Raw genomic sequence first — 13,335 nt, 5'->3', positions numbered from 1 at the left:
CATGACGACCACCACTGACGAAGCGGGTCGCACGCAGCAGCGTGCGACCCCGACACCCCCGGCCGGTCCCTCGCGGACCGCCGGTGGGCGTCGGCGGCGCACCTTCACGGTGCGCCGCGGCTTCGGCCTCCTCGCCTTCCTCGCCCCCGCGTTCATCTTCGTGGCGATCTTCATCTACTACCCGATGATCGCCGGCTCGCAGATGGCGTTCCGCAACTGGAACCTCGCCAACCTCACCGACACCTCGTGGGTGGGCTTCGCCAACTTCCTGGCCGTCTTCGCCGACCCGGCCTTCGGCAGGGTCGTCGCGAACACCGTGCTCTGGGTGGTGGCCTCGATCGTCCCGCAGTTCGTCATCGGCTTCGGCATCGCCCTGTGGCTGCGACGGAGGTTCCGTTTCCGCGGCCTCTACCAGGCGATGATCTTCTTCCCGTGGGCCATCTCGGGCTTCCTCATCGGCATCCTGTTCCGCTGGATGTTCAACAGCGAGTTCGGCGTGATCAACGACCTGCTCCAGAAGGTCGGGTTGATCGACACCCCGATCCCGTGGTTGGCCGACCCGAACACCGCGATGTTCGCCGTCATCGTCGCGAACGTCTGGTACGGCGTCACCTTCTTCGCGATCATGATCCTCGCCGCGCTGCAGTCGGTGCCGGAGGACCTCTTCGAGGCCGCAGCGCTCGACGGCGCGGGCAAGGCGCGCATGCTCTTCCAGATCACGATCCCGTACATCCGTACGACGCTCGCCCTCACGGTGCTGCTCCGGGTCATCTGGATCTTCAACTTCCCCGACATCATCTACGGCATGACGGGCGGTGGTCCGGCGAATCAGACCCACATCCTGACCACCTGGATGATCGCGACCACCCAGCGTGGCGACTACGGCCGGGCCTCCGCGATCGGCCTCATCGTCGTCGCGATCCTGCTGGTGTTCACCGCGTTCTACCTGTTGTCCATGCGTGAGAAGAAGGTGAAGGCATGATCGACCAGGAGACCCGGACGGCGAAGGTCGTCAAGTTCCTCTTCCTCGGGCTCTGGCTCGTCATCACGGTGTTCCCGCTGTACTGGATCGTCGTCACCTCGTTCAAGAAGCCGGGCGCGATCTTCTCCTACCCGCTGACGTACTGGCCGGAGGTGTTCTCGATCGAGAACTACCTCGGCCTGTTCAGCAAGGCGCAGTTCGGCACCTACGTCGTCAACAGCCTCATCGTGGCGACGATCGCAGCCCTCGTGGCGACCTTCATCTCGATGCTGTCGGCGTATGTGTTGGCGCGGTTCGAGTTCCGGAGCAAGGGGGCGATCCTGCTGGCGTTCCTCGCCACGCAGATGATCCCGTCGTTCATCGCACTCGGCCCGCTCTACCTGCTGATGACGCAGCTCAAGCTCGTCGACAACCGGTTCGGGCTCATCCTCATCTACATCGCGGTGTGCATCCCGTTCTGCACCGTCATGCTCCGAGGGTTCTTCGAGAACATCCCCGACGCCCTCGAGGAGGCGGCCATGATCGACGGCTGCTCGCGGTTCGGCGCGCTCTTCCGGGTACTCGTCCCGGTGCTGAAGCCCGGGATCGTCGCGGCGTTCATCTTCAACTTCGTGAACTGTTGGAACGAGCTGTTCCTCTCGGTGACGCTCATCAACAGCGATGCGAACAAGACGATCCCGACGGCGCTCAACGGCTTCATCACGAGCTACAACATCGACTGGGGCTCCATGTCGGCGGCCGCCGTGCTGACGATCATCCCGACGATGGTGCTGTTCGCGTTCGCGAGCCGGTACATCGTGCAGGGCCTGACCGCGGGAGCGGTGAAGGGCTGACCTCGCTCATTCGCCCGAAGATGGGCGAACCGACGCCCGTTCGCCCATTCCTGGGCGAGCGGGCGTCGTCACGGGCGGTCCTCGGTGAATCTGGAAGCCCGCTGATAGTTTGACGCTCTAGCGACCTGCAGGTGGAAGATGAACCATGTTCGGTTCGAAGCAGACGACGAGGTCACTCCGCTACGCCCGCTACGGCGGGCCCGACGTACTCGAGTTCATCGAGTCCGAGATGCCGCATCCCAGATGGGGCGAGGTCGTGGTCGACGTCCTCGCGAGCGGCATCAACCACATCGAGGCGTTCGTCCGCGAGGGGCACCTCGCCGAGACGGTGCCGATCGAGCTGCCGACGGGGCAGGGGAGCGACTTCGCCGGGTTGGTCCGCGAGGTCGGGACCGGGGTCGAGGGCTGGAAGCGGGGCGACGAGGTGATCGGTCACGCCGTCCGTGGCGCGCACGCCACCCAGGTCGTCGTCCCGGCGTCATCCCTGGTCCGCAAGCCGAAGCGCGTGAGCTGGGAGGAGGCCGGCGGGCTCTACCTCGCCGGACTGACGGCGCTCGACACGCTCGACGGGCTGCACCTCAAGCAGGGCGACACGCTCGTCATCTCGGCGGCGGCCGGTGGCGTCGGCAACATCGAGGCGCAACTGGCGAAGTTCGCGGGCGTGCGGGTCATCGGCACCTGCGGTGAGCGCAATCACGACTTCCTCCGTGAACAGGGCGTCAAACCGGTCGTCTACGGCGAGGGCATGGCTGATCGGATCCGCAAGCTCGCGCCAGAGGGTGTGACGGCGTTCATCGACAACTTCGGTCAGGACGGTCAGGAGCTCGCGTTCGAACTCGGTGTCCCGCCGGAGAAGTACCGGTCGAGCGAGGATCGGAAGGCCATCGAGCTCGCCGCACTCGAGCCGGACGAGGAGTTCTCGGCGCACGCCACGAAGCAGCTGCAACGCCTCGCGGACTACGCCGCCGACCACGCGTTGAAGGTCGTCGTCTCGGCGTTCTACCCGTTCGACCTGATCATCGACGCGTTCGAGGATCTCGAGCGGTTGCACGCGCGGGGCAAGATCATCGTCGGCATGCGTCCGGCGAACCCGGAGCGCATCGTCAAACAGCGAGACCTGCACGACGCCAGGCCCTGACGACGGTCAGCGCGGTGCGCTGGCCCGAGACGTCGGGTTCCGGCGCCAGCGCGGTGCGCTGAACCGAGGTGCACGGTTCCGGTCTGGGCGCGGGTCTCGCGCATGAGCGCGACCCTCCGGAGACCCGCGCTCGCGCGTGTGGGGCGCGCTCGCGTCAGCGCACCGCGCTGGCAACCGGAAGGGGAGGGCGGTCGGCTAGTTGAAGATGAAGCCGAGGACGGTCGCGCCCCCTCCACCGAGGACGAGCGCGATGACGAGGACCCAGGCGATGAGTCGCTGACGACGCTTGCGCTGCTCGCCCCACTCGGCCAGTTCCCGGTCTTCGCTGCTGCTCATCACCCCAGCCTACCGGCGGGGTGCTCGCCCGGCATCAGGCGACGGCCGGGACGAGGGCCTTCACCGACGTGGTCCTCGCCCGGGCGATCGCGAACGTCGTGGCGGCGAGCGATCCGATGAGCCAGAGGACGAGGCCGACGACGCCGGCCGCTGCTCCCGCGTCACCGATCGCGATCGCCTGCAGACCACCGAGAGCCGGAGCGATCGGCAGGAACGCGAGGATCTGGTCCAGCACCTGCGGAGCGGTCGCGATGATCCCGGTCGCCAGACCGACGAGCGCGACGATCATCGAGATGAACCGACCTGCACCGCCGAACAGGGCGTTCAGTGCCTGGTTGGCGGCGGCGAAGACGAGCCCTGCGAGGATGGCGACCCCGGCGAAGCCGAGCCAGCCGCCTGCGTCGAGGTCCAGCAGCGGTGCGGTGATGACGGCGACGAGCAGGCCCTGCAGCATCCCGATCGCTCCGGCCGGGACGAAGGCCCCGAGCGCGAGCCGCAGCGATGAGCGGGTGGATCCGAACGCCCGCACGGGCACCGGCCGCAGCACGAGGAAGCTCGCGAGCGCACCCAGCCAGAGGGCGAGGACGGCGTAGAAGGGAGCGCTGTTCGTGCCGAAGGACACCGTCGCCGAATCGCCGGCCGAGACCGGGTCGGCGACGACGTCCGCGAGCGTCTGTCGGTCGGAGCTCGTGTAGGTCGGCAGGCTGTCGACCGCGCTCTGCAGACCGGACGCGAGCGAGGTGATCCCGCCGGACAGGGTGCCGGTGCCCGAAGCGAGCTGGTTCGATGCGTCGGCGAGCTGGGTCGTACCGGTCGCCGACTGCGCCGCGCCGTCGGCGAGTGCGGACGCCCCCGTCTGCAATTGCGTCGTCCCGGAGGCGGCTTTGGACGCGCCGTCGGCGAGGCCTGCCGCTCCGGCCGCGATCTGTGCTGCCGCCGTGTTGATCTTGGCGATGCCGTCGACGAGTGCGGGCATGCCGGAGGACAAGTTCGTGGCACCGGTCGCAAGGGCGGCGGCGCCGGCCGCCGCCTGTACGGTCCCGTCGGCCAAGGTCGCGGCGCCCGGATATTCCGTGTTCGCATCGATCGGTCCGCCGGTGGCGACCGTAGTGGCGAGTCTGCTCGCCGTCGCGACGTCCGCGCAGTACGTCGCGGAAGCTCCGGACGCAGCGCAGTCGGCGGTGAGCGACGCGAGTTGCGCGGCCACCGCGGCCGTGAGCTGCTTGGTGCCCTGGGCGCCGTCCGACAGGTCGGCTAGCCCTGCGGACACGTCGTTCGCGCCGCTGGCTATCCTCGCTGCCCCGCCGACCAGCCCCGGGTTGTCCGCGGTCCCGTCACCCTGCGTCCCGGCGTACAGCGTCGCCGCTCCGCTGGCGAGCTGGCTTGCGCCGCCGCTCAGTTGCGACGCACCGGACGACAGCTGCGTGGCGCCGTCGGCCAGCGCATCCACCCCGTCGCTCAGCTGCGTCGCACCCGACGACAACTGCGTCGCGCCCGTGGCCAGCTGCGTGGTGCCGTTCGCGAGTTGCTGCGCACCCTGCGCGAGCGAGAGTCCGCCTGTCGAGAGTTGCTTCGCACCGTCGGCGGCCTCACCGAGCTGGTCGTGGAGGGTGTTGAACCCGACGTAGACGTTCTCGAGGTAGGTGGTGGTGAGCTGCCGACCGAGGAGCGAAGCCGCGGTCTGCGTGATCGTCTGGGAGATGGCGTCGTCGACGAGCTTGCTGCGGTCGCTCGTCGTGACGTCGAGGCGGGCGCGCTCGGCGTCGGCTGCGTCGCCGGAGAACGAGGTCGCCGCCTTCGAGAAGTTCTCCGGGATCGTCACGACCGCCGTGTACGAACCGTCGGCGAGGCCGGCCTTCGCGTCGGACGCGTCGGTGATGACCCAGGTGTAGTTGGTCTTCTGGTCGCCGTCGACGAGGCCCGCGGAGAGCTGGCGTCCGAGCGGCACGGTCTGGCCGTCGACGGTGACCGGCTTGTCGTCGTTCACGATGGCGGCGGTCACCTGGCCGAGTCGTTCCGCCGGGTTCCACAGCGCCCAGACGAGTCCGCCCGCGATGACGAGCGGCACGAGGATGAGGCCGATGATCGAGACGACCGTGATGCCCTTGCCGGAGCGGGCCCGTTCGAGGCGGTTCAGGATGGTGCTCATGCGTCGACCTTCGATTCAGCGATGGCGGTGGGAGTGGACGTGGTGGTGGAGGCGGTGCGGTCGAGGTCGAACACCTCGGCCGTCGTGGTCGGCAGGACGTCGGCGAGCGAGGACGCGTCAGCGGTGCCGACGACGATCGTGAGCGGCCGGCGCGTGCGTTCTGCGGCCCTGGTCGCCGTCAGGAGGCGCTCGTACAGTCCGCGTCTCGTGTCGTCGTCCGGCACGGTGTCGACCCCGTCGAGGACGATGACGGCGGGGCGTTCGGCCAGCGCCGTGGCGAGTGTCCCGACGGGTTCGCCGTGGTCGAGACGGACGTACGCGACGCGGGACCGCACCGCCCCGGCGCGGACCGGCAGGACCAGACCGGCGACCTTGAGGCGGCCGTGGTCGGGTTTGAGGCGACCGGCCAGTGTCAGCAGGAGGGCGGTGACCGAGACCGGGCGCGTGCCCTGCACCGCGAGCACGCCGCCGACGGCGACGGTCGTGTCGACGTCCTCGTACAGCGGTCCGTCCGCACCGGCCAGGGTGACTCCCGCAGCGGCGATGGCGACCTCGTCACCGTTGCGCCACTCGCGCAGCTCGAGTTCGCGCTGCAGCCCCTCGCCCTCGACGTCGAAGGACGGCAGGATGCGGTCGAGCCACTTCGGCAGGTACCAGGCGTGGTCGCCGAGGAGCGCGAGCACCGCCGGCACGAGGGTCATGCGCACGATGAACGCGTCGACGAAGACGCCGACCGCGAGCCCGAGGGCGATGGGCTTGATGTTCGTGTCGCCCTCGGGCACGAAGGCGGCGAAGACCGCGAACATGATGACGGCCGCGGCGGTGACGACCTTCGCCGAGCCGAGGAAGCCGGTCTCGACGGATCGCTTCGCGAGTCCTGAATGGACGAAGTCCTCGCGCATCCGGGAGACGAGGAAGACCTCGTAGTCCATCGCGAGCCCGAACAGGACACCCATGAGGATGATCGGCATGAAGCTGATCACCGGACCGGTCCTCGCGACGTGGAGGGCCTCGGCGAACACGCCGTGCTCGAAGACGAGGGCCACGACGCCGAACGACGCGGCGACCGACAGCAGGTAGCCGAGGGTCGCCTTGATCGGGACCCAGATGGAGCGGAAGACCATCGTCAGGAGCACGAGCGAGAGGCCGACGACGATGAGGCCGAAGGGGAGGAGGGCGCCGCCGAGGCGGTCGGAGATGTCGATGCCGATGGCCGTGAACCCGGTGACCTGGAGGTCGACGCCGTACTCGTCCTGGAAGTACTGGTGCAGTCCCCGGATCTCGGCGACGAGGTCCTTCGTCGCCTGGGAGTCGGGACTGCCGCTCGGGATGACCTGGATGATGCCGGTGTCGGCCGTCGCGTTCGGGGTGGCGAGCGGGACGGCGGCGACGCCGTCGAGTCCCTCGATCTCCTGCTTGAGGTCGGCCATGAGTCCGAGCGGGTCGGTACTGCCGATGATGCCGCCGGTGACGATGAGCGGCCCGTTGAAGCCCTCACCGAAGTGCTCGGAGACGAGGTCGTACGTCGTGCGGGCTCCGTCGCCCTCCGGCAGCGAACCGGCGTCGGGGAGCGCGAGTCGGAGCGACAGGGCAGGGATGGCGAGGGCGCCCAGGACGGCGACGACGGCGACGATCGTGACGATGGGGAGTCGCGTGACGCCTCGCACCCAGCCGAGGAAGAAGCGGTTGGGGTGCCCTTCGACAGGCTCAGGGACCGCGTTGTGGTGCTCAGGGACCGCGTTGTGGTGCTCAGGGACCGAGGCCTGTGGGACGTCGACCGGCTCGGCGGCGCCCCGGGCCGCCGCGCGCTTGGCGGCCCGCCTGGCCTTCGGCCGGAGGCGCTCGCCGGCGAAGCCGAGCATGGCCGGGATGAGGCTGAGCGAGATGACGACCGCGATCGCGACGCCGACCGCCGCGGCGACACCCATCGTCGTGAGGAACGGGATGTTCGCGACCGCGAGCCCGAGGAGCGCGATGATGACCGTGAGGCCCGCGAAGATGACGGCGGAACCGGCCGTCGCGGTCGCGCGGGCGGCCGACTCGGCAGGGTCGAGCCCGCTGCGCAGGCCGTCCTGGTGTCTCGAGATGATGAACAGCGCGTAGTCGATGCCGACGGCCAGGCCGAGCATGAGCGCGAGCATCGGCGTCGTGGAGGAGATCGGCCCGAAGACCGTCGCCACGAAGATGAGCGCCATCGAGATGCCGACCCCGAGCAGGGCGGTGATGAGCGGCATGCCCGCGGCGAGGAAGGAGCCGAAGGTGAGGATGAGGACGACGAGCGCGACGACCACGCCGACGAGCTCGATGACACTCAACGTCGGGAGGCTGTTGCTGAAGAGCTGCCCGCCGAGGGAGGCCTCCGCTCCGGCCGGGAGCGCCTTCGCGAGGCTCGCCTCCGCGTCCTCGACGTCACTGATGGTGGCGGCGGTGATATCGGTCTGCGCCCCGTCGAACTGGATCGAGATGAGCGCCGCCCGCTGATCCTCCGAGACCGCCCCCGTCACGTTCTCGTCGAAGGGGGAGACCGCCTGCTCCACCTGCCCGATGTCGCCCAGGGCGGTGACCGCGTCGTCGATCGCCGTTCGGACCCCGGCGTCCTCGACGGTGTCGCCTTCCGGTGCGACGACGATGATCTGCGCCGAGGCACCGGCCACCTGCGGGAAGGTGTGGTCGAGCGAGTCGAGCGCCTCCTGCGACTCCGTGCCGGGGATGGAGAAGGCGTTGTCGGTGCCCTGGTTGAAGAGCAGCGCGCCGCCACCCGCGAGGGCGAGCACGGCGATCCAGAGGATCAGCACGAGCTTGCGGGCGCGGAACGCCCAGCGGCCGAGGGTGTAGAGCAGTGAGGACACGCGTCGCTCCTAGGGAGGTCGGCGCTGCTTGCAGGCGAGCCGACGGAGAGGTTCGGACAGGATCGATACAGCGGTGTATCCGATACACGACTGTATTGGATACAGTGGTGTATCGGCAAGAAGTCGGTCGAGCTGTCAGTAAGGTGTCAGGATGCGCGTGCACGAAGCGGTCGAGTCCCCGGGCGACGAAGCGCCGGTCGAGTCCGCGCGTCGGCAGCGGACGCGCGAGCGGCTCGTCGACGCCGCCTACGAGGTCTTCGCCGAGTTCGGCGTGCACGCCGCCTCCGTCGAGCAGATCAGCGAGCGCGCAGGCTTCACCCGCGGCGCCTTCTACTCCAACTTCGACTCGAAGGAGGAGCTGTTCTTCGCCCTCGAGTCACGCGAGAACCAGCTCCGACTCGACCGCCTGGAGGCTGGACTGCAGGCGGTCAGCCCGTCGCTCCTCGACGCAGCGGGCCGCTACACCGAGGGCTCGCTCGAGGCCCTGATCCGTGCCTTCCTCGAGCTCCAGCCCGATGACCGCCGCTGGTGCCTCGTCCAGTCGGAGTTCCGGATGCTGGCGATGCGCGACGCCGACGTCGCCGCTCGCTACCTCCAGCACCAGGAGAGCGCGGGCCGGCAGCTCGCCGCGTGGCTCGACCAGGCGGCCGGACTCGCGCACGTCCGGTTCACGATCCCGACGCCCGACATCGCGAACATCGTCGTCGCCCTCTACGAGTCGGCCATCCAGACGGCCGTGCTCATGGACCCGGACGGCGACGAGGGCTCACCGCGCGAGCTCGCAATGCGCACGCTCCCGGCCATCGTCCGCGCCCTCACCGAGTCGATCGCCGACTGACCTCAGGCCGACTCACCGGGCCGATCCGGCTGCAGCGCCTGGGCCAGCATGACGATGATGCCGCTCGGCCCGCGCACATAGCTGAGCTTGTAGACGCCCTGATAGTCCGCCACGCCGCGGAGCGGGTGGCAGCCGTGTTTCGCGGCGATCGCGAGCGCCTCGTCGATGTCGTCGACGGCGAATGCGACGCGGTGCATGCCGATCTCGTTCGGCAGAGTCGGCTCGGTCTCGATCGCGTCCGGGTGGAGGTACTCGAAGAGTTCGAGGCGACCGTGACCGTCCGGGGTCTGGAGCATGGCGATCCTGGCGTGGTTGCCGTCGAGGCCCACGGCCGTGTCGGCCCACTCGCCGCTCACCGTGTCCCGGCCGACCACGGTGAGGCCGAGGTCCGTGAAGAATGCGATCGTCGCCTCGAGGTCGCGGACCGCGATCCCGACGTTCTCGAGTCTGATGTCCATGGGCTGCACGCTACCCGGCCGCGCGGGCCCGATCCAGGGTCTCCAGGAACGGGCCCGCGTCGGAGCGGTTCGTCCTCCGGCCCGACTCAGCCGCTGAGGGCCGAGGTCGGTGGCGTCCTGGCCGCGCGGATCGCCGGGTAGAGGCCGGCGATCGCGCCGATCACCAGGGTCGCGCCGACGCCCGCGAGCAGCACTCCCGGCGGTACGGCGGTCGGCCAGTCGTTCACCGCGGCGACGACGCTCGTCACGCCCGTACCGATGAGCGCACCCGCGACCCCGCCGAGGGCCGAGAGAAGGAGTGCCTCGGTCAGGAACTGGGACCGGATGTGCCCGCGGGTGGCGCCGAGTGCCCGGCGCAGGCCGATCTCCCGGCGGCGCTCCAGCACGGAGATCACCATCGTGTTCGCGACCCCGATGCCACCGACGAGCAGAGCGACCGAGCCGAGGCCGAGCAGGAGTCCGGTGAACGCCTGATCGGCGGCGTGCTTGGCGGCGAGGGCGTCGGAGGGTCGGGACACCTCGACCTCCTCGGGTGCCGCCGGGTTGACGGTGCGGGGGAGGAGCGCCCGCACGTCGCCGACGCGCTCGTCCGTCGACCGTTCGTACACCATCGTGGGTTTGCCGTCGTAGCCGAAGCGTTCGGCGGCGACGGCCTCGCCGATCATCGCGCTCGTGTCGAGCTCGGGCGCGAGGTCGATCGGTTCCAGGATGCCGACGACGGTGAACGGCTGCTCGCCCACCTGGATGACCGAGCCGACGGTGGCGACACCGAGTCGCTCGGCGGCCTTCGACCCCAGCACGACGGTGGGATAGCCACTCGTCGCCCGGTTCAGCCAGTCGCCGGCCGCCAGGGTGCCGCCGACGACGTCGAGCAGTCCCTCCGTCACGGCCGTCACGGCGAGGCCGCCGCTCTGGGCCCGGTCGATGAAGCTGCTCCGGTACACGAACGCGCCGTCGATGGTCGCAGCGCCGCCGACCTGTTCCACGCCCTCGATGAGCCCGACCTTGCCGACGGTGCTCTCCGGGAGGGCCGCGTCCTGGCCGAAGAGGCTCTTGCCCGCCTGCACGGTCAGGAGGTTCGTCCCGAGCTCCGAGAGCTGCGACTGGAGTTTCGCCTGGCTGGAGGAGGAGATGCCGACGACGGCGATCATCGCGGCGATCCCGATCGCGATCCCTAGAGCGGACAGCACCGCGCGCGTCGGGCGGGCGCGGAGCCCGGTGGTCCCGAGCCGCAGGATGTCGCGACCGAGCAGGCGTGATCGACGGTCGTCCTCGATGCCGCCGGTGCGGTCTCTCATGCCGCCCTCCCTGAGTCGTCGACGATGCGGCCGTCGCGGATCGCCACCTGACGGGGCAGTCGGGCTGCGAGTTCGGCGTCGTGGGTGATCACGACGATGGTCGTCCCACCGCGGTGGAGCTCGTGCAGCAACTCCACGATGCTCGCGCCGGAGACGGAGTCGAGGTTGCCCGTCGGCTCGTCGGCGAGCAGCAGGGGCGGGTCTCCGACGACCGCGCGTGCGATGGCGACGCGTTGCCGCTCACCACCCGAGAGCTGCGAGGGCCGGTGGTCGAGCCGGTGGCCGAGTCCGACGCGTTCGAGCGCGAGGTGCGCCCGTCGTCGGCGTTCTGTCCGCGGTACTCCGGCGTAGATGAGGCCGTCGGCGACGTTGTCCACCGTGGTCACGCCGTCGGCGAGGTGGAACTGCTGGAAGACGAAGCCGATGCGGTAGGCGCGCAGGGCCGACAACTTCGCGTCCGAGAGGCGTCCGACGTCCGAGCCCGCGATGCGGGCGGTCCCACTGGTGGGTCGGTCGAGCGTTCCGATGAGGTTGAGCATCGTCGACTTCCCGGAGCCACTCGGCCCCACGATGGCGACGAACTCGCCCTCCTCGACCGTGAGGTCGACACCCGCGAGCGCGAGCGTGGGTGGCTCGCCGTACTCCCGGGTGACCCCGTCGAGGTGGATGATCGGTGGTCCGGCCGGCTGCGTGAGTGCGGCTGCCGATGCCGTCGTGGTGTCCGTCATGAGACCGGCACCACGACGTCGAGACCTTCGCGGATGCCGTCGCCCGAGACCTCGACGCGACCGTCGGCGAACAGGCCCGTCGTGACGGGGACCTGCCGGTGCTTCCCCTTCCCGTCGAGGACCTCGACGCCGAAGTGCTCGTCGTCGATCGCGATGAGCGCTTGGACCGGGACGGAGAGGACGTTCTCGCGTCGTTCCGTCGGGAAGCCGACCGTCACGGTCGCGCGCTGCAGCTCGGCTGCCGCCGCCGGGTCGTCCAGGGTGATCCCGACCGGGATCGTGACCTTCTTCTGGCCGTCCGCATCCGATTCGGTCGGGACACCGACGTCGGTGACCGTGCCGGTCGTGCGCTGCCCGCCCGGGAGGTTGACGTCCACCTTCGTCCCGACGACGCCGAGCCGCTGATCGGCGAGCTTCAGCGGGACGTCGATGCGCTTCACGAGGGACGAGACGGTGACGATCTTGTCCGAGGCGGTGGTGCCGACCGCGGCGTCGACCGATGCGATCCGCACGTCGCCCGGCAGGAAGACGACCGATCCGAGCTCGAGGCGTCCGGTCTCCTCGACGCCGAGGGCTTTCTGCCACCGCTCGATGGCACGCGCGGTGGACGCGGCGAACTCGCCGTCCGGTTCGCGGTCGAAGTACCCGAGCGCGGCGAGGCTCTGTTCGAGCTGCTGGACGTCCGGTCCGTCGCTCATCCCGGATTCGAACGTGCGCCAGGCGGGCAGCGGTCCGTGGAGCAGGGTCACCGGGACGTTGGCGACCGCGTACAGGGTGCCACCGAGCGACACCGTGCTTCCCGGGGCCGGGGTGCTCGTCACGATGCCGGTCCCACCGCCGATGGTGCGCTGGTCCGCGTAGTCGAGGGTGCCGCTCGCCTGCGTCGTGCCCGCGAGGTCGCCGGCGGTGATCGGAGCGGTGCCGGTGCGGATGCTGCTGACCGGCTCCTCCTGGTTCGTCCCCTGCGTCGGTGCCAGCGTGACCGCCGCGACGGCGCCGCCTGCAAGCAGGACGGCGCCGACGCAGACGGCCACGACGACCCCGCGTCGTCGGTTGCTCATCGGCCGGTGGAGCCGAGCGGCGCGCTCGAGTCGGACGAGAGACCGCAGGCTTCCATCACCTCTTCCGTGACGTCGGAGGGGATCTGCATGGCCTGCCCCTTCACCGGGTCGGCCATCTCGTATCCGTGTTCGCGGAAGCACTCGGCCATCTCGAGCTGTTGCTCGAAGGCGTCGGCGACCGCGGGGTTTCCTCCGGCGGGTGCCGGAGGCGTCCCGAGACGGTCGATACAGGTCGCGGAGGCGTCCTGGAAGGCATCCTGGTCTCCGTCGCCGAGGGTCACGGACGTACCGCCGGAGCCGTTCTGCTCGGGGTCGGGCATGTCGACCCCCTCATCGCGCATGCATGAGGCGAAGGCGACCTGCCAGTCGTCGAACGACTGCACAGCCTTCGGGGTCTTGCTGCTCGGGTCGGGCGAGCCCGAGCTGCAGGCCGCCAACGATCCGATGAGGAACGGGATCGCGATGAGGGCGGCGAGTCTGCCGGCCGGACGGCGGACGGAACGGGTGATGGTGATGTCGGACATCTGCACTCCTCAGTGGGTGGGGCTGACTGGTGACGACCAGTCCACTCGGCGGCGCGTTGTCCGGGCGTCAAGGAAAACGTTGACGTTCTCTGAACGTCCCGAACGGCACGATAGATAACCGACACTCGGGGGTTGCTCGAT

12 protein-coding genes are annotated in these 13,335 nt (G+C 69.6%); 4 read left to right on the top strand and 8 right to left on the bottom strand.

Annotation, left to right across the window (positions count from 1 at the left end; genetic code table 11):
- Position 1 precedes the first annotated feature (1 nt).
- The 3 genes from HOW07_RS06905 (at position 2) to HOW07_RS06895 (ending at position 2,953) form a co-directional block, all read left to right on the top strand.
- Positions 2 to 982 (top strand): carbohydrate ABC transporter permease, encoded by a 981-nt coding sequence (locus HOW07_RS06905; protein ID WP_064294152.1) that lies wholly within the window; start codon positions 2 to 4, stop codon positions 980 to 982.
- Complete coding sequence (locus HOW07_RS06900) at positions 979 to 1,815, top strand: carbohydrate ABC transporter permease (RefSeq protein ID WP_064294153.1); 837 nt, start codon at positions 979 to 981, stop codon at positions 1,813 to 1,815. Before HOW07_RS06905 ends, HOW07_RS06900 begins: the two co-directional genes overlap by 4 nt.
- Positions 1,816 to 1,960: 145 nt before the next feature.
- On the top strand, positions 1,961 to 2,953 hold the full coding sequence (locus HOW07_RS06895) for an NADP-dependent oxidoreductase (RefSeq protein ID WP_175116422.1): 993 nt from the start codon (positions 1,961 to 1,963) through the stop codon (positions 2,951 to 2,953).
- Positions 2,954 to 3,148: 195 nt separating this feature from the next.
- Here HOW07_RS06895 and HOW07_RS06890 read toward each other — a convergent pair whose 3' ends face one another.
- The 3 genes from HOW07_RS06890 to HOW07_RS06880 are packed head-to-tail and all read right to left on the bottom strand — an operon-like array spanning position 3,149 to position 8,287.
- Complete coding sequence (locus HOW07_RS06890; protein ID WP_175116421.1) at positions 3,149 to 3,289, bottom strand: hypothetical protein; 141 nt, start codon at positions 3,287 to 3,289, stop codon at positions 3,149 to 3,151.
- Positions 3,290 to 3,323: 34 nt separating this feature from the next.
- Complete coding sequence (locus tag HOW07_RS06885) at positions 3,324 to 5,438, bottom strand: YhgE/Pip domain-containing protein (protein ID WP_175116420.1); 2,115 nt, start codon at positions 5,436 to 5,438, stop codon at positions 3,324 to 3,326.
- Entirely contained in the window at positions 5,435 to 8,287 is a 2,853-nt protein-coding gene (locus HOW07_RS06880) for an MMPL family transporter (RefSeq protein ID WP_175116419.1), read from the bottom strand. The genes HOW07_RS06885 and HOW07_RS06880 overlap by 4 nt, the downstream gene beginning before the upstream one ends.
- A gap of 151 nt (positions 8,288 to 8,438) precedes the next feature.
- Between HOW07_RS06880 and HOW07_RS06875 the strand changes: the two genes are divergently transcribed.
- Positions 8,439 to 9,125, top strand: coding sequence for a TetR/AcrR family transcriptional regulator (locus tag HOW07_RS06875; protein WP_064294157.1), 687 nt, complete (start codon positions 8,439 to 8,441; stop codon positions 9,123 to 9,125).
- Positions 9,126 to 9,127: 2 nt separating this feature from the next.
- On the opposite strand, the gene HOW07_RS06870 is transcribed toward HOW07_RS06875, so the two are convergent.
- From HOW07_RS06870 to HOW07_RS06850, 5 genes are all read right to left on the bottom strand, one after another.
- On the bottom strand, positions 9,128 to 9,583 hold the full coding sequence (locus HOW07_RS06870; RefSeq protein WP_175116418.1) for a VOC family protein: 456 nt from the start codon (positions 9,581 to 9,583) through the stop codon (positions 9,128 to 9,130).
- An 86-nt stretch (positions 9,584 to 9,669) separates the two neighbouring features.
- On the bottom strand, positions 9,670 to 10,881 hold the full coding sequence (locus HOW07_RS06865) for an ABC transporter permease (RefSeq protein WP_175116417.1): 1,212 nt from the start codon (positions 10,879 to 10,881) through the stop codon (positions 9,670 to 9,672).
- Positions 10,878 to 11,609 carry an ABC transporter ATP-binding protein gene (locus HOW07_RS06860; protein WP_064294160.1) on the bottom strand — a complete coding sequence of 244 codons (732 nt, stop codon included), beginning with the start codon at positions 11,607 to 11,609 and terminating at the stop codon, positions 10,878 to 10,880. The genes HOW07_RS06865 and HOW07_RS06860 overlap by 4 nt, the downstream gene beginning before the upstream one ends.
- On the bottom strand, positions 11,606 to 12,670 hold the full coding sequence (locus HOW07_RS06855; RefSeq protein WP_175116416.1) for a peptidoglycan-binding protein: 1,065 nt from the start codon (positions 12,668 to 12,670) through the stop codon (positions 11,606 to 11,608). The genes HOW07_RS06860 and HOW07_RS06855 overlap by 4 nt, the downstream gene beginning before the upstream one ends.
- Positions 12,667 to 13,194: a hypothetical protein gene (locus HOW07_RS06850; RefSeq protein WP_175116415.1), complete on the bottom strand. Its 528-nt coding sequence runs from the start codon at positions 13,192 to 13,194 to the stop codon at positions 12,667 to 12,669. The genes HOW07_RS06855 and HOW07_RS06850 overlap by 4 nt, the downstream gene beginning before the upstream one ends.
- Positions 13,195 to 13,335: the final 141 nt, after the last annotated feature.

It is taken from the genome of Plantibacter sp. MCCC 1A11337 (genome assembly GCF_013349365.1).
GTDB lineage: Bacteria > Actinomycetota > Actinomycetes > Actinomycetales > Microbacteriaceae > Plantibacter > Plantibacter flavus_A.
This window is presented reverse-complemented; position numbering and strand designations above follow the sequence as displayed.

Coding starts and splice junctions, on each gene's coding strand:
- HOW07_RS06905 (WP_064294152.1), top strand. CDS start 2: ATGACGACCACCACTGACGAAGCGGGTCGCACGCAGCAGCGTGCGACC.
- HOW07_RS06900 (WP_064294153.1), top strand. CDS start 979: ATGATCGACCAGGAGACCCGGACGGCGAAGGTCGTCAAGTTCCTCTTC.
- HOW07_RS06895 (WP_175116422.1), top strand. CDS start 1,961: ATGTTCGGTTCGAAGCAGACGACGAGGTCACTCCGCTACGCCCGCTAC.
- HOW07_RS06890 (WP_175116421.1), bottom strand. CDS start 3,289: ATGAGCAGCAGCGAAGACCGGGAACTGGCCGAGTGGGGCGAGCAGCGC.
- HOW07_RS06885 (WP_175116420.1), bottom strand. CDS start 5,438: ATGAGCACCATCCTGAACCGCCTCGAACGGGCCCGCTCCGGCAAGGGC.
- HOW07_RS06875 (WP_064294157.1), top strand. CDS start 8,439: ATGCGCGTGCACGAAGCGGTCGAGTCCCCGGGCGACGAAGCGCCGGTC.
- HOW07_RS06870 (WP_175116418.1), bottom strand. CDS start 9,583: ATGGACATCAGACTCGAGAACGTCGGGATCGCGGTCCGCGACCTCGAG.
- HOW07_RS06865 (WP_175116417.1), bottom strand. CDS start 10,881: ATGAGAGACCGCACCGGCGGCATCGAGGACGACCGTCGATCACGCCTG.
- HOW07_RS06860 (WP_064294160.1), bottom strand. CDS start 11,609: ATGACGGACACCACGACGGCATCGGCAGCCGCACTCACGCAGCCGGCC.
- HOW07_RS06855 (WP_175116416.1), bottom strand. CDS start 12,670: ATGAGCAACCGACGACGCGGGGTCGTCGTGGCCGTCTGCGTCGGCGCC.
- HOW07_RS06850 (WP_175116415.1), bottom strand. CDS start 13,194: ATGTCCGACATCACCATCACCCGTTCCGTCCGCCGTCCGGCCGGCAGA.